We start from the raw sequence: 26,988 nt of genomic DNA on the forward strand, positions 1-26,988 counted from the left end.
TGAAATGAAGAAGATGACCCCGTTTATTAACGGGGTCATCTTCTTGTCATATTTGCCCTTTCGGGTGGCGCGCGTGTCACAGGTAACAACCCTGGTCCTAAGCTCAGCTCTCAGGCACGCGAAGATGTACGGGCCTCATGCGAAAGGACTTTTGGATGGCACAGCAGGGCCCACACATCGGGACGACCGAAGAGCGTCAGATCCTTAAAGAGCGGTTCAACGATGAAACCGTTGGTTTCCACAAGGGACTGGGTGCGCGACAGCTTCAGATGATCGCGATCGGTAGTGCGATCGGAACGGGTTTGTTCCTGGGTGCCGGTGGCCGGTTGGAGCAGGCGGGTCCGTCGCTGTTCATTCTGTACGCGATCTGTGGTTTTTTCGGCTACCTGATTCTTCGGTCGCTCGGTGAGCTCGTGGTGCACCGGCCGTCCTCCGGGTCCTTCGTGTCGTATTCACGCGAGTTCTACGGTGAGAAAGCGGCGTACGTCTCCGGTTGGCTCTACTGGTTGAACTGGGCCATGACCGCGGTCGCGGATGCCACGGCCATTGCCATCTACATCAAGTGGTTCGGGCAGTACAGCGAGACCGTGGCGGGTATCCCGCAGTGGATCTTGGCGCTGGTCGTAGTGGTCCTGGTGGTTGCCATGAACATGGTCTCCGTCAAGGTGTTCGGTGAACTGGAGTTCTGGTTCTCGCTTATCAAAGTCCTGGCGCTCGTGATCTTCCTGATAGTTGGAATCTTCTTCGTCATGTTCGGAACACCCACCGGTTCCGAGGTCGGTTTCTCCCTGATCCAGGACAACGGTGGCCTGTTGCCGGCCGGTATTCTTCCGGCGTTGATCGTGGTGCAGGGCGTGGTGTTCGCCTACGCCGGTATCGAGTTGGTGGGAACCACTTCCGGTGAGACCCGCAACGCGGAGAAGGTCATCCCGCGGGCGATCAACACCGTGATCTTGCGTATTGCCGTCTTCTACGTCGGTTCCGTGCTGCTGTTGTGCCTGCTCCTTCCCTACACCGCCTACAGCGCCACCGAGAGCCCGTTCGTGACATTCTTCTCGTCCATCGGCGTGGATGCGGCCGGTCCGATCATGCAGCTCGTGGTGATTACCGCGGCGCTGTCTTCGTTGAACGCGGGCCTGTATTCCACTGGACGCATCATGCACTCCATGGCGCAAGCGGGATCGGCCCCCAAGTTCGCCGGAAAACTCACCAACTCCGGTGTGCCGTTCGGCGGCATTTTGATGACGGCCGGTGTCGCTGTGCTGGGTGTGGGCCTGAACTTCGTGGTTCCCGAGCAGGCGTTCGAGATCGTGTTGAACCTGGCCGCACTGGGAACCATGGCCGGTTGGGCGGCTATCACCATGTCGCACATGAAGTACGTGTCCATGGCCAGGCAGGGGTTCTACAACAGACCCTCTTATCGCGCACCACTGGCTCCTTTCACCAACTGGTTGACCATTGCGTTCCTTGCGGGTGTGATTGTGCTCATGGCCGTGGACTACCCGGTGGGCACCTTGACCCTGGGATCCTCACTCGTGTTGATCCCCATCCTGATGATCGGTTGGTTCGTGGTGCGCGGTCGAGTCCGTGCGATCGCTGCCGAACGAGAGGGCTACACGGGGGCGTTCCCCGTTCTGGCGGAGCGTCCGGTGGTGAGCGCCTTCCGAGTCGGCCGCGAGCGGTCCACCGGATCCGGCTCCACCACTTCCACGGCTTCACTGCATCAAGTTCCCAAGCCGCACACGGACGCAGCCACCACCGACACCACCAACTCCGACTAGATCAGCACCGAAAAGCACACCACTGACGGGGATCATCCCTCTAAGGAGAACGAGACCATGACACAGTTCGTCGACGTACCCAATATGGCCCGATGGATCCAGCGCGAAGGCGTCGAGGGGATCATGCGCAACATGGTCAAGTACCTGGAGAGAGATTTCGCCCGCTGGGAGAAGTTCGACAAGATCCCGCGCGTGGCCAGCCACACGCCGTTCGGGGTGATCGAGTTGATGCCCACCTCGGATGGCGAGGAGTATTCCTTCAAGTACGTGAACGGCCATCCGTTCAACCCCGCCCGCGGCTACCAGACCGTGACCGCGTTCGGCGTGCTCGCCAACGTGGACAACGGCTACCCCACGTTCCTGGCCGAGATGACCCTGCTGACCGCGCTACGCACCGCAGCGACGTCGGCAATGGTGGGCAAGCGCCTGGCGCGCCAGGACTCCAAGCGCATGGCCATGATCGGTGCCGGCTCCCAGGCCGAGTTCCAGGCACTGGCCTTCCGTGCCGCGATGGGTATCGAGGACCTGGACGTCTACGACGTGGACCCCGCCGCGATGGACAAGCTCAAGCGCAACCTGGAACCCCTGGGCTTCCGCATCAACGCCATGACCTCCACCGATGAGGCCGTGGCCAACGCAGATATCATCACCACCTGCACCGCGGACAAGGCGCAGAACACCATCCTGGTGGACAGCCACGTCAAGCCCGGCGTGCACATCAACGCCGTGGGCGGTGACTGCCCGGGTAAGACCGAGCTGGAGGCGGCGATCCTCTATCGCTCCACCGTATTCGTGGAGTTCCCCGAGCAGACCCGCATCGAGGGCGAGATCCAGCAGGTCGAAGAGGACTTCCCGGTCGTGGAGTTCTGGAAGGTCCTCACCGATCAGGCTCCCGGGCGCACCTCGGAAGAAGAAATCACCATCTTCGACTCCGTGGGCTTCGCCATCGCGGACTTCTCCGCCCTGCGTTGCCTGCGCGATTCGACGAACGGTACGGAACTGCAGAGCTACATCGACCTGGTGGCGGAGCCGGAGGACCCCAAGGATCTCTTCTCGCTGGTGAACTCGCTCAAGCCCGTGGGCTGAGCCTCGCTCACACCCCGGCTGCAGTTTCCGCTACTGTGACCTAGATCAGTGCAACAGCACACACTAGGTACCCGGTCCCGTTCACTCCACAACTGCGAGTGAACGGGATCGTTCCGAGGGAGAAGTCCGGGGATTTTCATGGATGCATTAACAGAACTTGTGGGAACGGTGGGCGAGTACGTTTGGTACGTCGTCTTCGCGATCCTGATCGGCGTGGGGCTCTATCTGACCGTTCGTACGGGCGTGATCCAGCTGCGCGGACTCCCCGAGATGTTCCGCGTTCTTACCGACCCTCCCGGTGACGCCGAGGACGGCAAGAAAGGTATCTCGTCCTTCCGCGCGTTCACCGTGTCCGCGGCGGCCCGCGTCGGCACCGGCAACATCGCCGGTGTTGCCATCGCCATCAGCCTGGGCGGCCCGGGTGCCGTTTTCTGGATGTGGACCATCGCGGCCATTGGCGCGGCGAGTGCCTTTACCGAGTCCCTGCTGGGCCAGCTTTACAAGATCAAGTCGCGGGACGGTTACGTGGGTGGCCCGGCGTACTACATGGAGCGGGGCCTCAAGAAGCGCTGGATGGGGTTGATCTTCGCGGTCACCATCACCATCACCTACGGTTTCGTGTTCAACTCGGTGCAGTCCAACTCGATCGTGGACGCCGTCAGTGGTTCCTTCAACCTGGACATGGCCGACAGCCAGAACCTGTGGATCCGCATCGTCATCGGTCTTGCCCTGGTTGCCATTACCGCGGCCGTGATCTTCGGCGGTATTCGCTCGATCTCCAACGTGACACAGATCGTGGTTCCCGTGATGGCCATCCTGTACCTGATCCTGGGTCTGCTGGTCGTGGCGCTCAACATCACCGAGGTTCCCGCCATGTTCCTCATGATCGTCGAGGGTGCCTTCGGAATCCGCGAATTCGTGACCGGCAGCTTGATCGGTGTGATCATCCAGGGCATGAAGCGCGGCCTGTTCTCCAACGAGGCGGGTATGGGTTCAGCGCCCAACGCCGGCGCCACCGCTTCCGTGTCCCACCCGGCCAAGCAGGGTTTCGTGCAGTCCCTGGGCGTCTACTTCGACACCATGATCGTCTGCTCCGTCACCGCGTTCATCATCCTGCTCTCCAACCCGACGTTCGGCGATGAGCGCCAAGGTGCCTCGCTCACTCAGACCGCGCTGGGCGCACAGCTGGGCGACTGGGCCATTCACTTCCTGACCGTCGCGATCTTCCTCTTCGCGTGGTCGTCGGTGATCGGCAACTACTACTACGGCGAGTCCAACATTCGCTTCATGACCGGTTCTCGCGCGGTCATGACGGGTTACCGCTTCCTGGTGCTGGCGTGCGTCTTCCTGGGTGCCATTGCCGCTCTGGATCTCGTATGGTCGCTCGCGGACCTGTTCATGGCGTTCATGGCCACCATCAACCTGATCGCCCTGGTCGGGTTGGCCGGGGTCGCAGCCAAGGTCCTGCGCAACTACATGGACCAGCGCAAGGCCGGTGTGGAACCCGTCTTCCACTCCGGTGACATCCCCGGTCTGTCCGGCCTGGGCGCGTGGGACGGCACGGACTTCGTGACCACCCGCGAGCACTGGATCGTTCAAGCGGAGGAGAAGGCCGAAAAGAAAGAGGCCAAGCGCGGCTAGTCCCGCCGCGGCGTCGTCGTCATGAATCGTTCGCGACCAGGACGACGACGCCGCCCGCGCACCAGACGAAAGGCCCCTCACCACGCGTGGTGAGGGGCCTTTCGCTACGACTGATGAACCGGGGTCAGCGAGGGTCCTTCGAGTCGGAAGTCTCGCGCTTGTCGGCACCGCGGTCCTTGCCGTTCTTCTTGCCGAGACTGCGAACGACCTCTGCGTCGATGGCGCCGGTAATGGCGTCACCGTCCGCGGTCGATTGGTCCGCGGCGTCTTGGAGGCGCTTCTCGTGGCCTTCGGGGAAGTCCTTGTCCTCGGACTCCTTCAGGGTCAGTAGCGCGCGCATGCGGTCGCGGCGGCTTTCCTCGCTCGAGATCTTCGGGCGACTGCGGAACCACCAGACCAGCATGACAACAACCATGACCATGCCCACGTAACCGATGGCGGGATACACGTAGCTCATGAGTGTGCCGAACCCGATGAGGCTGATGAAGTATCCGACAACGCAGGTGCCCAGGAACACCGGGACGTAACGGTTGCGGTGGTTGACGGTGATGCGGCGGCCCAGCGCGTAAAACATGCTGATGCAGGTGTTGTAGATCATCACGAACGTCACGATCACCATGCCCAGTGCAGCCGTGGGGTGCATGGTCTCGAAGAGCATGAGCATGGGGATGTCAGAGCCTTCCACGGACTCGTAATTGACCAGCAATGCCACGGCGTTCATGACCAGCAAGATCGTGTACACCACGCCACCCAGGACACCGCCCCAACCGGCCACGCGGGGGTTGGGGGTGTTGCCGCCGATCATCAGGCTCATGGAGACACCCAGCATCAGGGCCATACAGGTGTAGTTGATCGCGGACAGCCACCACGGAGACACGGGGGAATCGGCCTGCACGGCCAGATCACTCATGGCACCGAGGTCCACAGGCAGCTGCAGCATGGTGTAGATGAACGCCACGATCACGGCCACGAAGATCAGGGGTGTGACTGCGGAAATGATGTTGGTGACCTTGTTGACGTTGAGCAGGCCGGTGAGCATCACGATGCCCACCATGATGGCCGAACCGATCCAAGCGGGAAGGCCGAACTGCTGCTCCAAGGTGGAGCCGGCGCCGGCGAGCATCACGAATCCCATGGCGAACAAGGTCAGGGTCACGCTGATGTCCAAGAATCTGGAGACCACGGGGTGTGCCACGGAGCGGAAGACGCCGCGGTGCTCCTCTGCCAAGAAGTAACTGCCGATCTGGATGATCACAGCACCCGCGGCAATCATGAGAATGCCGGAGACCACGGCACCGGCAATACCCCACGTGCCGAATGAGATGAAGTACTGGACAACTTCTTGACCGGTCGCGAAGCCAGCCCCCACCAGGAGCCCGACAAAGGCCAGAGTGACTTGTAATGTTTTTCTGGCATTCACGGGTGACAACTCCTCGAATTTAGGGAACAAATGGCGAAAATCAGCGAACCTTCCCAGGATAGAGGACTGCATGACAAACGCCACCTGGTGTGATAGGGCGAGTGAGATACTCGGGGCAATAGCTTGCCGAGAAAGGAGAATCGCATGGCGCAGCAATGGGAAGACGACCTCAAGGACTGGGTGGCCGGTTGGGATGCGGTGCGCGGAACCGAAGCACCGCCGCAGAACGTGGTGGCCTGGGACGGTTCAGTCCCTTCAAAGGACGGGCTCGTGTTGGTCTGTCCCGAGGATCAGGTCGTGATGGCCCGCGGCGCCGTGAATGCTCAGGAGAAGGAGGTGCTCTCGCAGGGCATCTTGCTGACGGGTGCGGTTCAGGAGCTGGACCGTGGACTGAGTTTCCCGGGTGAGTCCGGGATGTTCGATGCACCCATGGGGGACGTCACGCGGTTCGAAGTGGACGAATGGGGCAAGCCGGTAGCGCACTCCACGCTGTCCGTGCAGGACGAGGTTGCCTACATGGGCCCGCTGCTCACTGACGCCTCCACCGAACGCGATCCTGCCGAGGTGCTGGACCCGTTGGTCTCGTCCATGGCCAACGAGGCCTTTCTTGCTGATGCCGAGCGTTTGTACACCGTGGTCCCCGAGGACGAAGTTCCCGCCCGCGAGTCCCAGGGCTGGGAACGCGCGGCCGTGGTGTTGCGGTTGGGCTGAGAGCGACGTCGGCAGTTTGCAGCTGGGCCGGAGAACAGCAGGCCCCAGAACCATGTGATCCCGCCTCACTGCAAAGTAACCGTGGTTACTACGCAGTGAGGCGGGATCAATTGGTTGGTCACCCAATGACCGTCAGGCAACCACCTGACGCTTGGCGGAAATCACCCCGGTGTTGAAGCCGGCCAGGTGCAGGCCGCCGTGGAAGCGGGCGTGTTCGATCTTCACGCAGCGATCCATCACGGCGTTGAGCCCGGCGTTCTCGGCGATCGCCGCGGCTTCCTCGCTCCACGAGCCCAGCTGCATCCACACGGTCTTGGCGCCGAGGTCCACGGCCTCCTGGGCCACGCCGGGCAGATCGGAGTCCTTGCGGAACGCGTCCACCATGTCCGGGACCTCGGGCAGGTCCGCGAGCGAGGGGTAGACCTTCTGGCCCAGCACCTCGTCCAACACGGGGTTCACGAAGTACACGCGGTACGGGGACGAAGACAGTAGATACGTGGCCACGAAGTAGCTGGCCCGCGCGGGCTTATTGGACATGCCCACGATCGCGATCGACTCGGTGTTGCGCAGGATGTTCAGTCGCTCGGGGGCGCTGGGGCCCACCCAGGTGCGTTCGGTGCTCATGCGTGGACTCCTTCGGTAGCTTTTTCGGACGTGGGTTCGGCGGTGGCCGCTGCGGGCGTCACGGTTTCGACGACGTCGCCCTCGCGGTTGATCCCGGTCGCGGCGGTCAGTGCCTGGTCCAGATCCCACAGGATGTCCGCGGGGTCCTCGAGACCCACGGAAATGCGAATCAGGTCTTCCCTCACGCCGCCGGATTCCAGCTGCTCGGAGGTGAGCTGCTGGTGGGTGGTGGACGCCGGGTGCAGCACCAGGGTGCGGGCGTCACCAATGTTGGCCAGGTGCGAGGCCAGCTGCAGGTTCTCGATGAACCGGCCGCCCACTTCGCGGCCGCTGAGCTGATCGGTGCCGGCTACACCGAAGGCGAACACGGAACCGATGCCCTGGGGCAAGTACTTCTGGGCGCGTTCGTGGTGCGGGTGATCTTCGAGACCCGCGTAGTTCACGTAGCCGATGCGCGGATCGGTGGCCAGCCACTGCACGACCTCTTGGGCATTTGCGACGTGGGCGTCCATGCGCTGGGGGAGGGTTTCCACTCCCTGCAGCAGGTTCCACGCGGCCTGCGGGGTCAGCGATGGACCGATGTCGCGCAGCTGCTCGGAACGCAGCTTGGTCAGGAAGCCGTACTCACCGAAGTTCCCCCACCACGTCACGTTGTTGTACGAGGGGACCGGTTCGGTCATGGCCGGGAACTTGCCGTTGCCCCAGTTGAAACGACCGGACTCGACCACCACACCGCCCAGGGTGTTGCCGTGGCCGCCCAGGAATTTGGTGATCGAGTGGATCACGATGTCCGCGCCGTGCTCGAACGGACGGCACAGGTACGGGGTGTTGAGTGTGGCATCCACGATCAGCGGCAGGCCTGCCTCGTGGGCGACCTCCGCCAAGCCTTCCAAATCGGCGATCTCACCGGACGGGTTGGCCACGAGCTCGGTGTAAACGGCCTTGGTGTTCTCGGTGATGGCCGCCTTGTAGTCGGCTGGATCGGTGCCGGGAACAAAGGTGGTCTCCACACCGAAGCGCCGCAGGGTCACGTCCAACTGCGTGACCGTTCCGCCGTAGAGCTGGGAGGAAGCCACCACGTGATCGCCCTGTCCGCACAGCGCGGCAAAGGTGATGAACTCGGCAGCCATACCGGAGGCCGTTGCTACCGCGCCGATACCGCCCTCGAGGGACGCAATCCGTTCCTCCAGCGCAGCCACGGTGGGGTTGCCGATGCGCGAGTAGATGTTGCCGTACTTCTGCAGCGCGAAGAGGTTAGCGGCGTCGTCGGCGTCTTTGAAGACGAACGAACTGGTCTGGTAGATCGGGACGGAACGGGCGCCGTGCTCGGCGTCCGGGGTGCCGCCTGCGTGCAGTGCACGGGTGCGGAAACCGAACTGGTGCTCGGCCATAGGGCTCCTCCTTGTCGGCCGCGTACAGCTCCCGTCCGAACACTGCCCGGGGCCGCGCAGCACTCCATCGGTCCTGGCGGTAGCACCGTGCAGTAGGCCGATCGCTGCGGGTTGCTGCGGCGTCGTCGATCCAGGTCTCTCGGCCGCTCGGGATGGTGAGTCCATTGTGTCGCGTGGGTGTCGACGTTCACAAACCGGGGCCCGCCGGTGACCACGGTGCGAGACGGCCGTCGACGCCGCCGCGCGGGACCTCCCGCGCGTCCGCGGTGAATTAGGCGTACTTCCCCGGGTTCATCCGGCGGAGATTTTCTCGAGCGACTTCCGTGAGGTTCTCGAGGGGGAGGCCGGCGGGGCAGACCTCCATGCAATCGCCCAAAAGGGAGCAGGGGCCGAACTCGTGCTCGGCGGCGTCGAGCACCTTGCTCGAGCGTTCGTTCCGTTCCTCCGGAGTCTTGGCGAGCGGCGGGAGTTCCTTGAGCAGCGTGCCCACGTACAACTGGCCGGAACCGTTGGGGCAAGCCGCCACGCATGCGCCACAGCTGATGCAGCCGGCGTTGCCCAGGGCCTTGAGTGCCACCGGGAACTTGGCCTCCTTGGCCACCCGCCGCAGAGCCTTCTTGTCCACGGACAGATCTTTCTTGACCGGGAACGAGCCCGCGCGCATGGGTTCGATGAAGATCTCGTCCCCATCGCGGTAGGCCCGCAGTGACTGCGTGCATGATGCCTGGTTCTTGTCCGGGCCGTGGGGCACGCCGTCCACGGTCACGCCGCACTTGCCGCAGATGCCTTCCCGGCAGCCATCGTCAAAGCTGACGGGGTCATCGCCCTGGCGAGTGAGGGTTTCGTTGACCGCGTCGAGTAGGTCCAGAATGCTCATGTCTTCGCGAGCCTCGACCGGGCTCACGGCCACGAACGTGCCCTGATCCTCGGCGGAAGCCTGCCGCCACACGTGCACTGTCAGCAGCATCAGCGCACCACCTTGGCCTGTACGGCCACGGGGATGGTGACGTTTCCGAGAGCCACAGTGGCACCCACCAGCTTGGCCATGGCCTCGATCAATTGGGCGCGCTGTTCGGTCGTCGTGAAGCCTGCGTCCATGGCGGCCGTGCGCACGCCGTGAATCATGTGGCCCGCCAAGGCAGCCATGGATGCGGTGTAGAAGAACGCGACGCTCGGGCGGGACAGGCTTGCCACCAGATTGCCGTAGGCGTCCCCGTGGCGATGCTTCACTGACGCCGCCGGACGCGCCCCCACCGTCAGGTCCGCCACGTGGTAGGCCGTAAACAGGCCGAGCACCACGCCCGTGGAGCGCATGGAGCGGGCAATGATCTGGGGGACCGAGCGACGTCGGCCGCGAGGGCGCCTGCGCTGCTTGCCCGTGAGTTGGAGCTTGAGGTCTTGAACCGTGCTCTGGACCGTGTGGCGCTCGGCGCGCATGGCTCGCAGTGTGAGCTCGGTGCCGGCCATGATGTGGCTCGTGGCGCTTGCGAGCAGTCCCACTCGAACCACCCACAACACCGAATTGCGCGGCAGCACCGGTGCACCGATCATGCGGAGGAATTCCGCGTACTCGTTGAAGTGCTTCCGGCCCAGGTAGACCTGCATGTTCCCGGCCATGTGCCCCGCGGTGAACAGGCTCAAGATGGTTCCGGAGGCGGCCATCGCGAGTTTGAGCTCGGCGTTGGTGGCGTCCTTGAACATCACTTCCCACGCGCTGGGCTTGGGAGTGGAGTCGGGGGTAACCGTCGGGGGCTGAGCGGCGGGATTCATCACTGAATCATCCTAAGAGTTCTGCGCGCAAGTATCAGTACGAGCGCCCCGGGAAGTAACGAACAACTCAATCCCCCTGGTGCGGGGGCGGATTTCCAACGCTCGGGGGAGTTGTCGAACGTTGCCTAGCCGTAGCCTGGAAGATCAGGAGCAACCAGGTGATGACTAGGAGCGCTGGATGACTGATTCAGGTGACGACCCGCGGCAAAGCACTCGCGGCCATGCCCAGGACCCCGGCGGCGATCAACCCCTCACGACCTTCAGCGAGCGGCCTCAACCGAACTTTGCGCTGGATCCGTTCCACAAGGTGCTCCTTGCGGTCAGCATGATCGCGGCCGTGGCGCTGCCGGTGTACTTCTTCCTGCGGTCCTTCGGAGCCCAGGGCGACTTCGCCCTCCATTACGACTTCACCGGCGACGTGACCCGCGAAGGATCTCTCCAGGAAGCCGCCGTCATCCTCGTACTGCTGAGTCTGCTGACGATCGGTTGCGGAGTGCTGACGCGATACCCGCGGATCTTCAACTTCCCTGTGACCCTCACCCGGGAGAACGTGCAGCGCCAGTACAAGAACGCCGTCCAGATGCTGGTGTGGATCGTGGCCGGCATGGCGGCCATTTTGGCCATCATGGTGGGCGGCTGGCTCGGGATCCTCAGCGTGGACCTGATGTGGTTACCGCTCGCGGCCATGGGGATCGTCCTGATCGTGTTCATCCGGAGGATGATCTTGCTCCGCTGAAATCGTCGGGCCGGTTCAACCCCTCCGGCCCGACGACGCCGCTCAGCGCTTTTCCTTGCTCAGCCCACGTTTATTCGCGCGTCGCCAGGACCTCGGCGATCGCGTCAAGCGCTTCCTCATTCTGCAAGGAGGAGCGGTCGCCCAAGGTCTGCCCCTCGTAGAGCTGGGTCAAGAGGCGACGAGTAATCTTACCCGAACGAGTCTTGGGCAGATCCGGCACGGCGATGACCTCGCGGGGTTTGGCGATCGGGCCGATTTCCTGCGCCACATGGGCGCGGAGTTCTTCTCGAACCTCATCCGCGGACAGAGACTGCGCGTCCGCCGTGAGCACCACGTAGGCCAGAACGGCGTGTCCGGTGACGGGATCCTTGATGGGGGTCGCGCCGGCCTCGACCACGTGCGGATGGGTCACCAGGGCGGACTCGATCTCAATGGTCGACAGTCGGTGCCCGGACACATTGATCACATCGTCCACGCGGCCCAGGATGTACAGGTCCCCTTCATCGTCGGTGCGAGCGCCGTCCCCGGCGAGGAACCAGCCGCGTTCGCCGTAGGCCGCCCAGTACGAGGACAGGTAGCGCTGCGGATCGCCCCACACCGTGCGGGCCATGGACGGGCCGATCTTGTCGACCACGGCGAAGCCCTGCAGGTTGGGACCCACTTCCTCACCGGACTCGTCGAGCACGCGCACCGAGATACCCGGGACGGCGCGCGTAGCACTTCCGGGCTTCAGGGAGGTGTGCGGAGCGGCGTCGTCGAACGTGCCGGGCGGTGCGAATTGCGGGTCGTGCGGACGCGGCGAGGCCACGCACGAGCCCGTCTCGGACTGCCACCAGGTGTCCACGAACGGGACCTCGTCGCGGCCGACCTGCGCGCGCAGCCAACGCCACGCCTCGGGGTTGATGGACTCGCCCACAGACCCGAGCAGACGGATGGACGAGAGGTTGTAGACCTGCGGCAAGCCCTTGGGGAAGGCGCCCATGAGTGAGCGGATCAGCGTGGGCGCGGTGTAGTAATTGGTCACGCCGTAGCGTTCGATGACCTCGAAATGACGCCCATAATCCGGGGTGTTCGGCGTGCCCTCGTAGATCACTTCGGACACGCCGTTGGCCAGCGGGCCGTAGATCTCATAGGTGTGCGCGGTGACCCACGCGAGGTCGGCGGTGCACCAGTGAACGGTCGAATCCACCTTGGCCGGGTCGTTCACCGCGGAGAGCTCGTCCGGCCGCAGCACGCCGTTGGCATCGGGCACATCCGGGAGTAGATCGAACATCAGGGCGTGCGTGTACGCGGTCTGCACCAGGTACCCGCCCATCGTGTGCACCAGGCCCTTGGGCTTACCCGTGGTGCCGGAGGTGTAGATGATGAACAGGGGTGTCTCCGCGTCGAAGGCCTCTGGCACGTGCACGTCCGAGACATCCGCGGTCAGTTCGTGCCACCACACATCGCGGCCGCGAGTCCACGGCACGGTGTCCTCCTGCTTGGAACGCAGCCCGCGGGTTCCGCGCGGCAGATCCATGCGGCCGGGTCGCGAGGTGCGGCGCACCACGATCACGTGCTCGATGTCATTCTTGCCGCTGCACGCCTGGTCCGCGTTGGTCTTCACGGGGACGACGGCGCCGCGCCGGTTCTGCCCGTCTGTGGTCACCAGCACCTTGGCGCCGGTGTCCTCCACGCGGAACTTGAGGGCCTCGGCGGAGAAGCCTCCGAACACGAGGGAGTGGATCGCGCCGATGCGCGCGCACGCGAGCGTGATGATGACCGTCTCCGGAATCACCGGGAGGTAGATGACCACGCGGTCACCCTTCTCCACACCGAGTTTCAGCAGCGCGTTGGCGGCCTTGGAAACCTCACGTTGAAGATCGGCGTAGGTATAGACCAGGCGATCCCCGGGTTCACCCTCGAAGTACAGGGCCACGTGGTTGCCGCAGCCGGCCTCCACATGGCGGTCCACGCAGTTATAGGAGACGTTGAGCTTGCCGCCCTCGAACCATGCGATCTCCGGCACGGAGAGGATGTCATTGCCGTCATCGTCCGTGCCGATCTTCTGTGGCTTGTCGAAACGGTGAGTCGTGTGCCACGGCTCCGCCCAGTCCAGACGGGTCGCCTGCTTGGCCCAGAACTCCTCGCGCGCCTCATCCGAGATCAGCGCGGGATTGGGCGTGGGCGAGTAAGGGTCTGAGAAGGAAGTAATCTCGATCAACTCCATCGTCTCCTGGCATTAGCACCTTGCACCGCACGGGTACCGGTTGCTGCGACGTCAACGAGCCAGGTCTCTCGGCCGCTCCGGATGGGAACCGTTCCATTCAACGTCTCTGGGGGGTGCGCTCGCAAATTGAGTCCGCGAGCGGTGCCTGAACATTTTTGGCAGAGGTTCGCACGTCAGAGGCGGCAATGAACATTCCTGGCAGAGGTTCGCACGTCAAAGGAGACCATGGACATTTTTGGCAGGGGGTCGCACTAAACACCGGGGTCCGGGCGTGAACCTCTGCCCATAATGTCGACGGCCCGTGGGGAATGCCGGCCGCGCTCTCGATTACAGGACCAGTGCGACTACGGAACCAGTGCGACTACGGAACCATCGCGCTTACGGAAACACTGCGCCTACGGAACCACCGCACCTACGGAAACACCGCGCTTACAGAACCACCGCACCTACAGAACCCGAGGGCCCTACAGAACCCGCGGGGCCTCGATCAGCGGGCAGGTGTTCATGACCACTTTCACCCCGGCGGCCTTCGCCCGTTCGGCAGCGGCCTGATCGGTCACACCCAGCTGCATCCACACCGCTCCGGCACCAATGTCGATCGCCTGATCCACCACTTCACCCACGCGGCTGGAGTTCACGAAACAGTCGACCACGTCCACGTGCCCCGGGATGTCCTCGAGCGATCGATAGCCCGTCTCGCCATGTACGTCCTCGCCCGCCAGATTGACCGGGATGATCTGCTGCCCGAACTCGTCACGGATCCGGCGGGACACCGCAAACGCGGGTCGCGTGCGGTTGGTGGACAGCCCAACAATGGCCCACCGCCCCGGGGTCGCGAGTAGCTCGCGAATCAGGTCCGGATCGTTGACGTGGCGATCACTCATATGACCATCGTCTCACTGTGAATCAGCTCGGTCATTATGTTTCACGAGCCGCCGGAGGGGCCACGGAAACGGTACAGTGGGGCGCAGAACGATCATGAGTTCCGACGCACAGCCCTGGCTTGTCGGACGGCAACCCTCTCCCGTAGCGGGGTGCCCCAGGTGAGGATCGGGCCGCATGGCACACCGCATGTGGCAAGTACGGCGCCACACAAGCGCGCTGGACCCGCAGAGTAGGCCGCCGCAGGTGGTGCACGGGGCGCGGGTCGAGTTCGACCCAAAGGGGCACACATGAGCAAAAAGCGGATTTCCGTGAACGCCTTCGACATGACGTGCGTGGACCACCAGAGTTTCGGTCTGTGGCGTCATCCGCGGTCCAAGGCCACCGAGTACAACACCATCGAGTACTGGACCAACCTGGCCAAGACGCTGGAGAAGGGCAAGTTCGACGCCCTGTTCCTGGCGGACGTGGTGGGCATCTACGACATCTACAAGAACTCTGCCGCACCCTCCGTGTCGGACGGCGCTCAGGTTCCCGTGAACGATCCGTTCATGCAGATCTCCGCCATGGCCGCCGTGACCGAGCACCTGGGCTTCGGCGTGACCAGCGCGGTGACCTACGAGCAGCCCTACACCCTGGCCCGCAAGTACGCGACGCTCGATCACCTGACCAAGGGCCGCGTGGGCTTCAACGTGGTGACCTCGTACCTGCCCTCCGCCGCGGAGAACCAGGGTCTGCCGCGCCAGATCGAGCACGATACCCGCTACGAGATTGCCGAGGAATTCCTCGACGTCTGCTACAAGCTCTGGGAGGGTTCCTGGGAAGACGGCGCCGTGGTCAAGGACCGCGAAGCCGGCGTCTACGCTGACACCCAGAAGGTCCACCCGATTCAGCACTCGGGCAAGTACTTCACCGTTCCGGGTGCCGCGCTCACCGAGCCGTCCCCGCAGCGCACCCCGCTGATCTTCCAAGCCGGTGCGTCCTCGCGCGGCCAGGCGTTCGCCGGACGTCACGCGGAGGCCGTGTTCATTGGCGGCTTGCGTCCGGACCTCACCCGCTACGTCACGGACAAGATCCGCGAGCAGGCCGAGGAACAGGGCCGCCACCGCGACGACGTCAAGATCTACGCGATGCTCTCCGTGGTCGTGGACGAGACCGAGGAGAAAGCCCAGGAGAAGTACCGGGAGTACCTCTCCTACGTGAACCTGGAGGCATCCCAGGCGATCATCGGCGGTTGGTCCGGTGTGGACCTGAGCCAGTTCGACGAGGACGAGGCCCTGAACTACATCAAGACCGACTCCATCCAGTCCTTCCTGACCCCGTTCACCCTCCAGTCCAAGGACAAGAAGTGGACCCGCGAGGAGATCGCTAAGCACTGTGCCCTGGGCGGCATGGGTGACGTGATCGTGGGATCGCCGGAATCCGTGGCCGATCAGCTCGAGACCTGGGTCGACGAGGGTGGCCTGGACGGTATCAACCTGGCCTACCACGTGAGCCCCGGTTCCTTCGAAGACTTCGTGGAGTACGTGGTCCCCGAGCTGCAGAAGCGCGGCCGCTATCGCACCGAGTACGACGGCTCCACCCTGCGCGAGTCCCTCTACGGCGCCGGCCAGCCCCAGGTCATGGACACCCACCCCGCCGCGCAGTACCGCGGTGCGTACGCGGACAAGCCGTCCGTGGCGGACACCGCCGCTCGCGAGTTGGTGGGCTAACAGCCCGTTTGCCGACGACGCCGCTGCCGCGACCTTTCGCACGAAAAGGTTGCGGCAGCGGCGTCGTCGGCGTTAAAGCAATGCCGAGGTGAGGCGGCAGACGTTCTCGACGTACTTCTGCCGCATGGGGCGCTTGTTCCAGAGATCGAGGTCGAGCAGCGTGGAGGAGGCCTTGAACTCTTCTACGACGTCCTCCATGCGGTCGTGGAAACCCTGGTCCACGATCATCACGGACACCTCGAGGTCCAGGGCGAAGGAGCGCTCGTCCATGTTGGAGGAACCGATCACGCTGATCAGGTCGTCCACGAGCACGAACTTGGCGTGCAGCACCGTGGGGGAGCTGTAGCGGTAAATCTTGACCCCGGCTTCGGCGAGTTCGGAATAGTAGGAATTCTGGGCGTTCTGTGCCAGGAAGTGATCCGAGGACTCTCCCACGAAAATTTCCACGTCCACCCCGGACTGCGCCTCGGTGGTGAGTGCGTGCAGCAGGGACTCGTCCGGGACGAAGTACGGGCTGGAGATCACCACGCGCCGGTTGGCGTTGTAGATGAGGTGGTTGAACAGGCGCAGATTGTTCTCGGTCTCGAACCCGGGTCCCGAGGGGACCACTTGCGCATACACGGGGCCTTCGACGTCGGTGAGGACCTCGGTGGCCTCGTCCAGGAGTAGGTCGTCGGTCTCTGAATACCAGTCGGAAACGAATACCGCGTTGAGCTCGGCAACCACGGGACCGGAGCAGCGGATCATCAGATCCTTCCACTCCAGGCCGCGGCGGACGTTCTTCTTCTTGTTGTACGAGCGATGAATGATGTTCTGCGAACCCGTGTAGGCGATCGAACCGTCCACCACCAGGATCTTGCGGTGGTTGCGCAGGTCCGGACGCTGCCACTCACCTCGCCACGGGCGGATCGGCAGCATGCGTCGCCAGGGGATGCCGGAGGCGTTGAAGCGGCGGACCAGTTCCGCGTAGCCGGGGTAGCCCAGCGAACCCACGTGATCGATCAGGATGCGCACCCTCACACCGCGTTCGTGGGCCCGAACGAGCGAATCCAGCAAGACCTGGGACACCCGATCCGTGGCCACGATGTAGAACTCGAAGTGCACATAATCCGTGGCGCGGTCCACGTCACGGGCCATCTGCGCCATGGAGTCATGGTTGTCCGTGAGGATGTCGAAGCCGTTGCCGCCCACCATGGGCAGTGCGCCCAACTGGTAGTTCAGCTTGGCGGTCGTGGTGACCCACTCGGGCAGGTGATGGAACTCCTCGCCCAGGGCGAAGTCCTCCGGGGTGTTCTCCCGAATGATGTCGTTCATCTTGGCCTGCTTCTCCATCCGCTTTCGCGGTAGACGGGAGGAACCAACGACCAGGAACAACAACAGCCCCGCGTAGGGCAGGAGGAAGATGGCCAGCAGCCACGCCAAGGCGACGGAGGGCCTGCGGTTATGCGGGATCCAGCCGAGCGCAACGATTCGGACCAGCAGGTCGATGACACCCAGGATCACCAGGATCCACTCTGGGACAGTGTCCGGGGAGAACAGTTCGTAGGGGGTCCAGGGGAACATCAGCCGGCTAACTCAGTTGCTTCAATGCGTCTCCGGGCGGACATGCACATACGTGGATTCGGAGCCGCCGCTCGGGCGCTCCTCAAAACCGTGCGTGAGAAGCAGCCGACATGCGGGCTGATTACCCCACGGCACGGAAGCGTTCACCGCGTTGACCTGGGAATTCTGGAAGGCCAGCTCGACCAAGTAGGGGAGCACCTCGCCCGCGTACCCCTGATTCTGTCGGTTCGGCACAACGGACCCGACGACCTCGAGTTCGTTGTCGATGGGCGGGCCCACAAAACCTGCCATGCCGATTATCTGACCCGATGCCGCGTCCACCATGGCAAACATCGAGTACATGGTCTCGGTGAAGAAATAGCTGCCGGCATCCAACGCGGTCTGAGCCCAGTCCTGATCCTCGGGAGTCGGAAACCCCTGGGCGAACTGTGGCAAGTCTGTTGATTCTGCGATCGACTCAAGCTCGTCCTGGGTGAACGGACGCAGCAAGAGACGCTCGGTACGAATCGATCGTTCCGGGCTGAGCTCTTCAAGAACCTCAGTCATGGTGTCTGTCCTTATGATCAACCGAAATACTTGGGCAGGGTGGCACTGTGGGCCTCTCGCAAGGCCTCCAGATCAACGGAGAACTCACCCTGGACGTCCAGGGCTCCGGACTCCGCGTCCACCACGCCGATGCGCGCGAACGGGTAGTTGCGCACGGTGCACATGTCCTTGAAGCGCACCTCTTCCGAACGCGGAACGGCCACTACGGTCCGCCCCTGGGACTCGGAGAACAGCAGCGTGAACGTGTCCACGCCGTCCCGATCGGCAACTTCCCCCAGGCCGATCCGTGCGCCCACGCCAAAGCGCAGGGCCATCTCCGACAGGGTCGCGGCCAAGCCACCCTCGGAAACATCGTGTGCTGCGTCAATCATGCCGTCCCGCGACATATTGACGAGCATGTCCCCCAGGATACGCTCCTGCTTCAGATCAACCGCGGGCGGTTGTCCGCCCAGGTGACCCCGCACGCGGGCCCACTCGGAACCGTCCAGTTCGTCAGCGGTCTCACCGAGCAGATAAATGGCCTGACCGTCCTCACGCCACCCGGACGGGGTGCGGCGAGCGACGTCGTCGAGCACGCCCAGCAAGGCGACCACCGGGGTGGGATTAATGGCGACGCCGCCGGTCTGGTTGTAGAGCGAGACGTTACCGCCCGTGACGGGCACGCCCAGTTCTTGGCAACCGTCGGACAGGCCACGCACGGCTTCGGCGAACTGCCACATGATGTCCGGGTCCTCGGGGGAGCCGAAGTTCAGGCAGTCCGAGACGGCCGCGGGGCGAGCTCCCGCGGTGGTCACGTTGCGGTAGGCCTGGGCGAGCGCGAGCTGCGCACCGGCGTACGGGTCCAGGCGGGTGTAGCGGCCGTTGCAGTCGGTGGACAGGGCCACGCCCAGGCCGGTTTCCTGATCAACGCGGATCACGCCGGCGTCATCGGGCATGGCCATGGCGGTGTTGCCCTGTACATAGCGGTCGTACTGGCTGGTGACCCAGTCCTTGGAGCACAGGTTGGGTGAGGCCATCAGTTCCAACACGGCCTGGCGCAGCTCCGCACCGGAGGGGCGGGAGGCGTCTTCGGGAGAGCCGGTGAAGTGGTTGGCCTGCAGCTGGTCCTGGGAGTCAGGGCGAGCGTAGGGACGTTCGTAGACCGGGCCGTCGTGGGCCACGGTGCGCGGATCCACATCAACGATCACTTCGCCCTGGTAGTCGATGATCAACCGGCCGGTGTCGGTGACCTCACCGATCCACGAGTACTCCACGTCCCACTTGGCCATGACCGCTTCGAAGACCTCGACCTTCTCCGGGGTCACCACGGCCATCATGCGTTCCTGCGATTCGGACATCAGGATCTCGCCCGGCGTCAGGGTGGGGTCGCGCAACAACACCTTGGTCAGGTCCACGCGCATGCCGCCGTCACCATTGGAGGCCAGCTCGGAGGTCGCGCAGGAAATACCCGCGGCACCGAGGTCCTGGATGCCCTCCACCAGGGAGCTCTTGAACAGCTCCAGGCAGCACTCGATCAGGACCTTCTCCGCGAACGGGTCCCCCACCTGCACAGCGGGGCGCTTGGAGGGCTTGGAATCGTCGAAGGACTCGGAAGCCAGCACGGAGGCGCCACCAATGCCGTCGCCGCCCGTGCGTGCACCGAACAGCACCACCTTGTTGCCCGTACCCGAGGCGTTGGCCAGGCGGATGTCCTCGTGGCGCATGACGCCCACGGCCAGGGCATTGACCAGCGGGTTGCCCTGGTAGCAGGGATCGAACTCCACCTCACCGCCGATATTGGGCAGACCCAGCGAGTTGCCGTAGCCGCCCACACCGGCCACCACGCCGTGCACCACGCGCTGGGTGTCCGGGTGGTCGATGGCGCCAAAGCGCAGCGGATCCATCACGGCCACCGGGCGGGCACCCATGGAAATGATGTCGCGGACAATGCCACCCACGCCGGTCGCTGCACCCTGGTACGGCTCCACGAAGGACGGGTGGTTGTGGGACTCGATCTTGAAGGTCACGGCCCAACCGTCACCGATGTCCGTGACGCCGGCGTTCTCGCCGATGCCCACCATGAGGTCCTTGCGCATCTCTTCCGTGACCTTGTCGCCGAACTGGCGCAGGTGCACCTTGGTGGACTTGTACGAGCAGTGCTCGGACCACATGACCGAGTACATGGCCAATTCGGCGGCGGTTGGGCGGCGGCCCAGGATCTCCTTGACCCGATCGAACTCGGATTCGGTCAACCCCAGCTCGGCCCAGGGCAGCTCGGTGTTCGGGGTGGCGGCGGCGTGCTCAACAGTGTCCAGATTGAAGTGAGTTTCGCTCATGTCGGTTACGAGAATCCCTTGCCGTGGTGGTGGGCGCGTACGGTGCGTTCCCGGCGCTCACACGAAGAATGTCTGATGAAGTTGGGGCCAGCCGGTCAGCGGGTCAGTGAACCATGAGGTCCACAGAAGGGCCGCCCGGTTGGCGGACGCTAGCGGGTCAGGCGCTCCAGAGCGGACACGAAGATGTCCAGGCCGTCGGTGCCGTGGCGCATGTCCACATCACCGGAACCGGAGAAGTCCGCACCGAAGCCGGGTTCCACGGCGTGCTCCGGGTGGGGCATGAGACCCACCACGTTGCCGCGTGCGTTGGTGATTCCCGCAATGTCGTTGCGTGAGCCGTTGGGGTTGCCGCCCACGTAGCGGAAAGCAACGCGGTTCTCGGCCTCGAGCTCGTCCAGGGTGCGTTGATCGGCCACGTACTGGCCGTCCTGGTTCTTGAGCGGTACCACGATGGTCTGGCCCTGCTCGTAACGGCCGGTCCAGGCAGTATCCGCGTTCTCGATGCGCAGCGCCTGATCACGGCAGAGGAACTTCAACTGCTCGTTCTTGATCATGGAACCGGGCAGCAGGTGCGATTCGGTGAGTACCTGGAAACCGTTGCAAATGCCGAGGACGGGCAGAGCGGCGTCGGAATTGGCGGCGTCGATGATCTTGTCCATGAGCGGCGCGAAGCGCGCGATGGCGCCGGCGCGCAAGTAGTCCCCGTAGGAGAAGCCACCCGGCAGGATCACGGCGTCCACGTTCTGCAGGTCTTCGTCCGCGTACCAGAGCGGAACCGCGGTGCCGCCGGCGATCTGCACGGCGCGCATGGCGTCGCGGTCGTCCAGGGTGCCCGGGAAGGTGACCACGCCCACGCGGATGTCCTTCAACGCGGCGTTCGGCGCCGGCTGGGACAGATCCGCGATCAGGGGGGTCTGGTCGGCGGTCAGATTCTGGGCCACGATCAGTTCTCCTGGTCCAGCACCGACACGTTCACGACGTCCTCGATGACCGGGTTGGACAGCAGCTTCTCGGCGGCCTCGCGGGCCTGGGCGAGTACCTCGTCCGTTGCCTCACCGTCCACGGTGAGTTCGAAGCGGCGGCCCTGGCGGACCTCGCTGAATCCGTCCAGCCCAATGCGGGGCAGTTCGTTGGCGATCGCCTTGCCCTGCGGGTCAAGGATTTCCGGCTTGGGCATAACATCAACCACGATACGGGCCATTTCAACTCCTGAGATTCGAGCTAATCCTTGCCCATCCTATCGGTCTGCAAGCTCGACCATGGCAGCGTGTGAAGTGACGGGTCCCCGGACCGGTGACTGTTGGGTGCGGGGCCGTGTGACTCCGTCTCGTTCCGGGCTGATGGAGGCGCCGAAGTGGCCCGGCGGTCGGGGCTCTCCTACGATGGTCAGCACACTGATGTATGTGATGAGCGCGATGTGAGGAGCAGTCGGATGAATGCAATGCGGTGCAACGCGGTGTCGGTTAACGAGCTGTCACCCCGGTGCAATGGGTACGTGGATCTGCGCTCCTATGCGGTGGTCGGTGATGGTCGCACGGTTGCTCTGATCTCCCATGACGGATCCGTGGACTGGTACCCGATTCCTGATTTGGATTCGGCCCCCACTTTCGCGCGATTGCTGGATGCAGAGCACGGCGGATGTATCGAACTATGTCCGGACGAACGGTTCGAGGTCGAACGTGAGTATCTCTCGGGCACCAATATTCTGCAGACCACGTACACCACTCCCTCGGGGAGGGTGCAGGTCACCGACTCGTTGAACGTTGGTTCGACCGGGCGACTGCCCTGGAACGAACTCGCGCGGGCGGTGCAAGGCCTGGAGGGAACTGTTCCCATGCGATGGCGTGTGGCCCCGGGAACCATGCTCAACACGGTCTCTCCCTGGGTTGATGTCACAGCGGGCAAGCCCGTGCTGCGCACCAATCAGGTCTCGGTGGGGGTGTGCGGTGAACACGTGGGTGAGAGCACGATCGAGGAACAGCAGATGTCGGGATCCTTCCGAACCACCCCTGGTTCGCAGCACTTGCTCGCGGTGGTGGCCACGCACGGCGAACCCCTACGGCTACCGGCTCCACGTGAGATCCGCAAGAACCTTGACATGACTCGGGACACGTGGCGGCGGTGGGGGGATCTGCTCGACTACGACGGACCCTACGGTGAGGAAGTCCAACGCAGTGCCCTGGTGCTCAAATTATTGAGCCACAGTCCTTCAGGGTCCGTGGCAGCGGCCGCGACCACATCCCTGCCCGAGAACATGGCGGGCACCAAGAATTACGACTACCGCTTTGCCTGGATTCGTGACGCCACCTATTCCTTGCAATCTTTGTTGCAGCTCGGGGAGCAGGAGGACGTGCACGCCCAAGTGTCCTGGCTGCTTCGGCTGGTACGGGCCCAGGTGCCCCACCTATACGTGCTCAACCGTCTGGACGGCGAAGTCCCCGAAGCGCGCATGGAAGAGTACGACGTTCCAGGTTGGCGCGGTATCGGCCCGGTCGTGGCGGGCAATGAAGCGGCCGACCAACTACAACTGGGTGTCTACGGGGACGTGTTCGACGTGGCGCACCGCTACGTGGCAGGCGGTAACGTGCTGGACACGGCCACTGCCCGTATGTTGGCCGATCTCGCGGACGCGATCTGCGACGTGTGGCGGCGCCCCGATTCGGGGATGTGGGAACTGCCCGAACACCGCCATTACACAAGCTCCAAAATGGGGTGCTGGCACGGGTTGGATTGTGCCGTGCGGCTGGCGGAGGACGGTCACATCTCCGGCTGTGTGGATCGCTGGCGGGCCGAACAACAGCGCATCAGGACGTGGATCGACACCAAATGTTGGAATCCGGAACGGGGAGCATACGTCTGGTACCCGGGGACCGACGAGCTCGATGCGTCAGTACTGTTACACGCAATGACCGGCTTCGACCGCGGCCCGAAGATGGAATCGACCATTGCCGCACTCCGGCAAGAACTTGGTCGAGGGCCGTTGATGTACCGCTACAGCGGGATGGAGGCCGAGGAAGGCGCATTTGTCGCGTGTTCGTTCTGGACTGTCGCCGCGCTGACCGCCGTCGGTCAGCGCGAGCAGGCCGTGGAACTTATGGACCGCATGGTGGAGTTGTCCAACGATCTTGGTCTGTTCACGGAGATGATCGATCCCGAAGACTATTCGTTCCTGGGCAATTTTCCGCAGGCTTTGAGTCACCTGGCGGTGCTCAACGCGGCCCTTGCACTGCGTGACCAAGATGCAGAGTCCTGACCATCTCCCCGGGCCGTAGTTCTTGGCTGAACGGCAACCCCTGGCCAGACGGCGACCCCTGGTCGAGCCGCAATTATTGGTCGGGGCGGTGACGGCAGGCGATCCTCGATTCAGCTGAAACGGGCCATGACCCAGCCGTCGGTCACGGTGACCTCGGCCCGGGCCAGGTCCTTGGCCGGATCGTCAGCAATGCACCGCCCTGAGGCCAGGCTCAGTCGAGACCCCAGAAAACGGCCGTCCGGGGCGAACAGCCAATAGTGGTTGGGGCACTCAAAGCGTGTTGCACGGCCCGAGGACTCTCGACACACGGTGGCCCGTTGGTGAGGACACGTGTTGGACAGGACATGAAGGGCACCTGCGGCGTCACGGGTCACTAGAACAGGCCCTGTGCTGCAGCGAGCCGTCACGAAATCAAAGGATTGCGGTAGCGCCGACACCTCAACAATTCGTTCCCACGGCCCGGGTGACGTCGACTCGATCACTGTGAAACTCCCGGAGCGGCCGCGGGGTAGCCAATAGGACGGGGTGGGGACTGGCTCTCGGCGGATTCGGAGGAGCAGGTTTCCGGGAGCAGGAGTTCGGTGACTGCGAGTAACCGACGGCGCAGGTTGTCGGACCGGGCGGCAAAGTCCCGCTGGCGGCGTACATACTCCGCCTTGCCTGCGGGAGTCTCGATGCGCACAGGCTCGTAACCCCACTCGCTCAGCTCGTACGGGGATGCCTCCATGTCCGTGCGGCGCACATCCCAGGCCAGCTCGAAGCAATCGGCCAACAGATCGGAATTCACGGCGGGCAGCAACTTGTACGCCCACTTGTAGAGGTCCATGTTGGCGTGCAGGCACCCGGGCTGCTCCATGCGGCGTTGCGTTTCCCGGGTTGGCTGCAGCTCGTTGCGGTCCACGGCCTGCGGCTGGAAGAACCGGAAGGCGTCGAAATGGGAGCAGCGGATCTTGTGCGATTCCACCACGGCGTTCGTGCCTTCCGCGCCCAGCCTCAGTCCCACGTACTCGTGACGCACACCGTTCTCCTGCGCCTTGTACGCCATGGCCCACTCGTGCAGACCGAAACAGTCGAACGTGCCGGTCTTGGCCACGGTGTTGGACAGCAACTCTCGGGTGAAGCGAATGGCGGTCTCGCGCTTGGTCACAAAGCTTTCGAGATCCACGACGACGCCGCTCGCACCCTCGGGTGCGCTCGCCTCCTGAAGTTCGGCCTTCGTGGCGGGGCGGTAGAACTTCCAATCCGCTCTGTCCTGGGCATCCAACAGGATGGTTCCGACTCCGGGGTGCCACCGCGTGAATTGGGCGGGGGAGAGGGTGTAGTACGTGAACAAGAAATCTTCCACGGGGTGCGCACGCCCCTCGTGCCGCCGGTTCAGAAACGGCCTGGTGAAACCGGAAACGCGCTGTTCGTGTACTTGGGACGCCTCCAGCCATTCCTCACGGAACAGCGCTTTAAGCACGCGATGCTACTTCTGCCTGCGTGATCATGTACCGCATGGCTGTGTTGAGCTCGTGGACCTGTTCGGGCGTGATGCCCATGCGTTCCATCATGACTAGGGGTACTTCGGCAGCCTGGTCCTTGAGCGCCCGGCCTTCATCCGTGAGGGTCACGGCCAGCGCGCGCTCATTGTGGGTGTCGCGGCCGCGGCAGATCAATCCGCGAGCTTCCAATCGCTTCAGCAGCGGCGAGAGAGTGGCCGAATCCTGCATGAGTTCGGAACTCAGATCCTTCACGGTGCGGGGGCTGGAGCCCCACAAAGACAACATCACCAGGTACTGAGGATGGGTCAGTCCCAGGGGTTCGAGGATGGGGCGGTAACTCTGGACCACCATTCGAGATGCTACGGACAAGGAGAAACACAACTGGTTCCCCAGGGCCATCGGATCGTGCGGAGTGTTCTCGGAAAGGTTCTCACCAGGTTGGATGTCCATGTGTGCCTCTCCAGCGTTTACTTCTCTAGTCGATAGTTTGTGCACTAAAAGTGTAGGTCACGGGCCACTTGGATGGCAGCCCGTGACCTCAGTAAGTCTGAAGGTCTGAGAATCTCAGCGACCGGTTCCCCCGTACACGGTGGCCTCGTTATCCGCGTCCAAACCGAAAGCGGTGTGGATGGCGCGCACTGCGGTGTCCAACTTGCTGACATCGGTGATCACGGAGATCCGCACCTCAGAGGTCGAAATCATGTCCACGTTGATGTCCGCGTTGGCCAGGGCCTCGAAGAACTTGAACGACACTCCGGTGTTCGTTTTCATTCCCGCGCCTACCAGGGAGATCTTACCCACCTGATCGTCATAATCGAGACTCGTGTAACCGATCTTTTCCTCTGCAGCGCGCAGAAGGTTCATGGCCAGGTCACCCTGGGACTCGTCCAGGGTGAAGGACAGGTCGGTCATGGGGCGATCCCCGGTGGAGACGTTCTGCACGATCATGTCCACATTGACCTTGGAATCCGCGAGCAAGCGGAAGATACGGGACGCGATTCCAGGGCGGTCCGGGACACCCACCACGGTGATCTTGGCCTGGGTGCGGTCGTGTGCGATTCCGGAAATCAGCGGCTGTTCCAAGGGAATCTCCTTCTGCGGCGTGAAGTTTTCGTGGGGCGTGGGCATGACCCAGGTGCCTTCGTTATGGCTGAACGACGAGCGGACGTGCAAGGGCACGTTGAAGCGGCGCGCGTACTCCACGCAGCGCAGGTGCAGGATCTTGGCTCCGTTGGCGGCCAATTCCAGCATTTCCTCGGAAGACACCCGGTCGAGCTTCTGCGCCGAAGGAACGATGCGCGGATCGGCCGTGTACACGCCGTCCACGTCCGAATAGATTTCGCACACGTCCGCGTTGAGCGCGGCAGCCAGTGCGACGGCGGTGGTGTCGGAACCGCCACGACCGAGCGTGGTGATGTCTTTGGTCGAACGGTGCACGCCCTGGAAACCAGCGATGATCGCAATGTTTCCGGCGTCCAGTGCCTCGCGCACTCGGAAGGGGTTGACCTCCACGAGCTTGGCCGCACCGTGGTCACCGTCGGTGATCATGCCGGCCTGTGAGCCGGTGAAGGACTGGGCCGGTACGCCGACCTCGGAGATAGCCATGGCCAGCAGCGCCATGGAAATGCGTTCGCCTGCGGTCAGGAGCATATCCAGCTCGCGGGCCGGTGGCTTGCGAGCGACCTCGATGGCCAGATCCAGCAGGTCATCGGTGGTGTCGCCCATGGCGGAGACGACCACCACGACATCGTTGCCGGCGTTGCGGGTCTCGGCGACCCGGCGGGCAACTCGGCGGATTCCGTCGGCATCAGAAACCGAGGAACCACCGAACTTTTGGACAATGAGGCTCATACATTCCTCTCGG

At 63.5% G+C, this 26,988-nt stretch carries 23 protein-coding genes and 3 riboswitches; of the genes, 7 read left to right on the forward strand and 16 right to left on the reverse strand.

Annotated elements, in window-relative coordinates; translation table 11 throughout:
* Window positions 1-155 precede the first annotated feature (155 nt).
* The 3 genes from EWV37_RS08050 to EWV37_RS08060 all read left to right on the forward strand — a co-directional run bounded on the left by EWV37_RS08050 (window position 156) and on the right by EWV37_RS08060 (window position 4,508).
* Window positions 156-1,781, forward strand: a complete 1,626-nt coding sequence (locus EWV37_RS08050; protein WP_095796217.1) for an amino acid permease — start codon at window positions 156-158, stop codon at window positions 1,779-1,781.
* A 57-nt stretch (window positions 1,782-1,838) separates the two neighbouring features.
* Window positions 1,839-2,867, forward strand: a complete 1,029-nt coding sequence (locus EWV37_RS08055; protein ID WP_129700915.1) for an ornithine cyclodeaminase — start codon at window positions 1,839-1,841, stop codon at window positions 2,865-2,867.
* Between the two features lie 138 nt (window positions 2,868-3,005).
* Window positions 3,006-4,508, forward strand: coding sequence for an alanine/glycine:cation symporter family protein (locus EWV37_RS08060; RefSeq protein WP_129700917.1), 1,503 nt, complete (start codon window positions 3,006-3,008; stop codon window positions 4,506-4,508).
* Between the two features lie 124 nt (window positions 4,509-4,632).
* Here the strand turns inward: EWV37_RS08060 and EWV37_RS08065 are convergent, their stop codons facing one another.
* Complete coding sequence (locus EWV37_RS08065; protein ID WP_202976197.1) at window positions 4,633-5,928, reverse strand: YkvI family membrane protein; 1,296 nt, start codon at window positions 5,926-5,928, stop codon at window positions 4,633-4,635.
* A 144-nt stretch (window positions 5,929-6,072) separates the two neighbouring features.
* On the opposite strand from EWV37_RS08065, the gene EWV37_RS08070 reads away from it, so the two are divergent.
* Window positions 6,073-6,639, forward strand: coding sequence for a hypothetical protein (locus EWV37_RS08070; RefSeq protein ID WP_129700919.1), 567 nt, complete (start codon window positions 6,073-6,075; stop codon window positions 6,637-6,639).
* Window positions 6,640-6,771: 132 nt separating this feature from the next.
* On the opposite strand, the gene EWV37_RS08075 is transcribed toward EWV37_RS08070, so the two are convergent.
* From EWV37_RS08075 to EWV37_RS08090, 4 genes are all read right to left on the reverse strand, one after another.
* A complete protein-coding gene (locus tag EWV37_RS08075; RefSeq protein WP_095796220.1) occupies window positions 6,772-7,263 on the reverse strand; it encodes a CoA-binding protein in 492 nt (163 codons plus the stop codon).
* Window positions 7,260-8,654, reverse strand: coding sequence for an O-acetylhomoserine aminocarboxypropyltransferase/cysteine synthase family protein (locus EWV37_RS08080; protein WP_129700921.1), 1,395 nt, complete (start codon window positions 8,652-8,654; stop codon window positions 7,260-7,262). Before EWV37_RS08080 ends, EWV37_RS08075 begins: the two co-directional genes overlap by 4 nt.
* Window positions 8,655-8,715: 61 nt before the next feature.
* A riboswitch (SAM riboswitch) is annotated at window positions 8,716-8,813 on the reverse strand.
* A gap of 112 nt (window positions 8,814-8,925) precedes the next feature.
* Window positions 8,926-9,621, reverse strand: a complete 696-nt coding sequence (locus tag EWV37_RS08085; protein ID WP_095796222.1) for a succinate dehydrogenase/fumarate reductase iron-sulfur subunit — start codon at window positions 9,619-9,621, stop codon at window positions 8,926-8,928.
* The gene (locus EWV37_RS08090; protein WP_129700991.1) at window positions 9,621-10,424 is read right to left on the reverse strand and encodes a succinate dehydrogenase cytochrome b subunit; all 804 of its coding nucleotides are present in this window, start codon (window positions 10,422-10,424) and stop codon (window positions 9,621-9,623) included. The genes EWV37_RS08085 and EWV37_RS08090 overlap by 1 nt, the downstream gene beginning before the upstream one ends.
* A gap of 178 nt (window positions 10,425-10,602) precedes the next feature.
* On the opposite strand from EWV37_RS08090, the gene EWV37_RS08095 reads away from it, so the two are divergent.
* Entirely contained in the window at window positions 10,603-11,160 is a 558-nt protein-coding gene (locus EWV37_RS08095) for a hypothetical protein (protein ID WP_129700923.1), read from the forward strand.
* Window positions 11,161-11,230: 70 nt separating this feature from the next.
* Here EWV37_RS08095 and EWV37_RS08100 read toward each other — a convergent pair whose 3' ends face one another.
* Entirely contained in the window at window positions 11,231-13,369 is a 2,139-nt protein-coding gene (locus EWV37_RS08100) for an AMP-binding protein (protein WP_129700925.1), read from the reverse strand.
* A riboswitch (SAM riboswitch) is annotated at window positions 13,363-13,457 on the reverse strand. It overlaps the preceding gene by 7 nt.
* A 376-nt stretch (window positions 13,458-13,833) precedes the next feature.
* A complete protein-coding gene (locus tag EWV37_RS08105; protein WP_129700927.1) occupies window positions 13,834-14,253 on the reverse strand; it encodes a CoA-binding protein in 420 nt (139 codons plus the stop codon).
* 90 nt (window positions 14,254-14,343) lie between these two features.
* Window positions 14,344-14,458: riboswitch (SAM riboswitch) on the forward strand.
* Window positions 14,459-14,541: 83 nt separating this feature from the next.
* On the opposite strand from EWV37_RS08105, the gene EWV37_RS08110 reads away from it, so the two are divergent.
* Complete coding sequence (locus EWV37_RS08110; protein WP_129700929.1) at window positions 14,542-15,963, forward strand: LLM class flavin-dependent oxidoreductase; 1,422 nt, start codon at window positions 14,542-14,544, stop codon at window positions 15,961-15,963.
* 72 nt (window positions 15,964-16,035) lie between these two features.
* Here the strand turns inward: EWV37_RS08110 and cls are convergent, their stop codons facing one another.
* The 5 genes from cls to purS all read right to left on the reverse strand — a co-directional run bounded on the left by cls (window position 16,036) and on the right by purS (window position 21,588).
* Window positions 16,036-17,526 (reverse strand): cardiolipin synthase, encoded by a 1,491-nt coding sequence (cls, locus tag EWV37_RS08115; protein WP_129700931.1) that lies wholly within the window; start codon window positions 17,524-17,526, stop codon window positions 16,036-16,038.
* Between the two features lie 21 nt (window positions 17,527-17,547).
* Entirely contained in the window at window positions 17,548-18,072 is a 525-nt protein-coding gene (locus EWV37_RS08120; RefSeq protein ID WP_095796228.1) for a GNAT family N-acetyltransferase, read from the reverse strand.
* A 17-nt stretch (window positions 18,073-18,089) separates the two neighbouring features.
* On the reverse strand, window positions 18,090-20,387 hold the full coding sequence (gene purL / locus EWV37_RS08125; RefSeq protein ID WP_095796229.1) for a phosphoribosylformylglycinamidine synthase subunit PurL: 2,298 nt from the start codon (window positions 20,385-20,387) through the stop codon (window positions 18,090-18,092).
* Between the two features lie 149 nt (window positions 20,388-20,536).
* Window positions 20,537-21,328 (reverse strand): phosphoribosylformylglycinamidine synthase subunit PurQ, encoded by a 792-nt coding sequence (gene purQ, locus EWV37_RS08130; protein ID WP_129700933.1) that lies wholly within the window; start codon window positions 21,326-21,328, stop codon window positions 20,537-20,539.
* A gap of 2 nt (window positions 21,329-21,330) precedes the next feature.
* Window positions 21,331-21,588 carry a phosphoribosylformylglycinamidine synthase subunit PurS gene (purS, locus tag EWV37_RS08135; RefSeq protein WP_016997403.1) on the reverse strand — a complete coding sequence of 86 codons (258 nt, stop codon included), beginning with the start codon at window positions 21,586-21,588 and terminating at the stop codon, window positions 21,331-21,333.
* Window positions 21,589-21,819: 231 nt separating this feature from the next.
* Here purS and EWV37_RS08140 point away from each other — a divergent pair, with 231 nt between their 5' ends.
* Entirely contained in the window at window positions 21,820-23,640 is a 1,821-nt protein-coding gene (locus EWV37_RS08140) for a glycoside hydrolase family 15 protein (protein WP_338032818.1), read from the forward strand.
* A gap of 110 nt (window positions 23,641-23,750) precedes the next feature.
* On the opposite strand, the gene EWV37_RS08145 is transcribed toward EWV37_RS08140, so the two are convergent.
* From EWV37_RS08145 to EWV37_RS08160, 4 genes are all read right to left on the reverse strand, one after another.
* On the reverse strand, window positions 23,751-24,122 hold the full coding sequence (locus tag EWV37_RS08145) for a Rieske 2Fe-2S domain-containing protein (protein WP_095796233.1): 372 nt from the start codon (window positions 24,120-24,122) through the stop codon (window positions 23,751-23,753).
* Window positions 24,119-25,102: a 3-methyladenine DNA glycosylase gene (locus EWV37_RS08150; protein WP_238663151.1), complete on the reverse strand. Its 984-nt coding sequence runs from the start codon at window positions 25,100-25,102 to the stop codon at window positions 24,119-24,121. The genes EWV37_RS08145 and EWV37_RS08150 overlap by 4 nt, the downstream gene beginning before the upstream one ends.
* The gene (locus EWV37_RS08155; protein ID WP_129700935.1) at window positions 25,095-25,574 is read right to left on the reverse strand and encodes a MarR family winged helix-turn-helix transcriptional regulator; all 480 of its coding nucleotides are present in this window, start codon (window positions 25,572-25,574) and stop codon (window positions 25,095-25,097) included. The genes EWV37_RS08150 and EWV37_RS08155 overlap by 8 nt, the downstream gene beginning before the upstream one ends.
* A 114-nt stretch (window positions 25,575-25,688) precedes the next feature.
* Window positions 25,689-26,975 carry an aspartate kinase gene (locus EWV37_RS08160; RefSeq protein ID WP_095796235.1) on the reverse strand — a complete coding sequence of 429 codons (1,287 nt, stop codon included), beginning with the start codon at window positions 26,973-26,975 and terminating at the stop codon, window positions 25,689-25,691.
* Window positions 26,976-26,988: the final 13 nt, after the last annotated feature.

It is taken from the genome of Kocuria carniphila, from assembly GCF_004136555.1.
GTDB lineage: Bacteria > Actinomycetota > Actinomycetes > Actinomycetales > Micrococcaceae > Kocuria > Kocuria carniphila.

Excerpts from the sequence above, each read along its gene's own strand:
- EWV37_RS08050 (WP_095796217.1), top strand. The coding sequence starts at position 156 with ATGGCACAGCAGGGCCCACACATCGGGACGACCGAAGAGCGTCAGATC.
- EWV37_RS08055 (WP_129700915.1), top strand. The coding sequence starts at position 1,839 with ATGACACAGTTCGTCGACGTACCCAATATGGCCCGATGGATCCAGCGC.
- EWV37_RS08060 (WP_129700917.1), top strand. The coding sequence starts at position 3,006 with ATGGATGCATTAACAGAACTTGTGGGAACGGTGGGCGAGTACGTTTGG.
- EWV37_RS08070 (WP_129700919.1), top strand. The coding sequence starts at position 6,073 with ATGGCGCAGCAATGGGAAGACGACCTCAAGGACTGGGTGGCCGGTTGG.
- EWV37_RS08075 (WP_095796220.1), bottom strand. The coding sequence starts at position 7,263 with ATGAGCACCGAACGCACCTGGGTGGGCCCCAGCGCCCCCGAGCGACTG.
- EWV37_RS08080 (WP_129700921.1), bottom strand. The coding sequence starts at position 8,654 with ATGGCCGAGCACCAGTTCGGTTTCCGCACCCGTGCACTGCACGCAGGC.
- EWV37_RS08085 (WP_095796222.1), bottom strand. The coding sequence starts at position 9,621 with ATGCTGCTGACAGTGCACGTGTGGCGGCAGGCTTCCGCCGAGGATCAG.
- EWV37_RS08090 (WP_129700991.1), bottom strand. The coding sequence starts at position 10,424 with ATGAATCCCGCCGCTCAGCCCCCGACGGTTACCCCCGACTCCACTCCC.
- EWV37_RS08095 (WP_129700923.1), top strand. The coding sequence starts at position 10,603 with ATGACTGATTCAGGTGACGACCCGCGGCAAAGCACTCGCGGCCATGCC.
- EWV37_RS08100 (WP_129700925.1), bottom strand. The coding sequence starts at position 13,369 with ATGGAGTTGATCGAGATTACTTCCTTCTCAGACCCTTACTCGCCCACG.
- EWV37_RS08105 (WP_129700927.1), bottom strand. The coding sequence starts at position 14,253 with ATGAGTGATCGCCACGTCAACGATCCGGACCTGATTCGCGAGCTACTC.
- EWV37_RS08110 (WP_129700929.1), top strand. The coding sequence starts at position 14,542 with ATGAGCAAAAAGCGGATTTCCGTGAACGCCTTCGACATGACGTGCGTG.
- cls (WP_129700931.1), bottom strand. The coding sequence starts at position 17,526 with ATGTTCCCCTGGACCCCCTACGAACTGTTCTCCCCGGACACTGTCCCA.
- EWV37_RS08120 (WP_095796228.1), bottom strand. The coding sequence starts at position 18,072 with ATGACTGAGGTTCTTGAAGAGCTCAGCCCGGAACGATCGATTCGTACC.
- purL (WP_095796229.1), bottom strand. The coding sequence starts at position 20,387 with ATGAGCGAAACTCACTTCAATCTGGACACTGTTGAGCACGCCGCCGCC.
- purS (WP_016997403.1), bottom strand. The coding sequence starts at position 21,588 with ATGGCCCGTATCGTGGTTGATGTTATGCCCAAGCCGGAAATCCTTGAC.
- EWV37_RS08140 (WP_338032818.1), top strand. The coding sequence starts at position 21,820 with ATGAATGCAATGCGGTGCAACGCGGTGTCGGTTAACGAGCTGTCACCC.
- EWV37_RS08155 (WP_129700935.1), bottom strand. The coding sequence starts at position 25,574 with ATGGACATCCAACCTGGTGAGAACCTTTCCGAGAACACTCCGCACGAT.
- EWV37_RS08160 (WP_095796235.1), bottom strand. The coding sequence starts at position 26,975 with ATGAGCCTCATTGTCCAAAAGTTCGGTGGTTCCTCGGTTTCTGATGCC.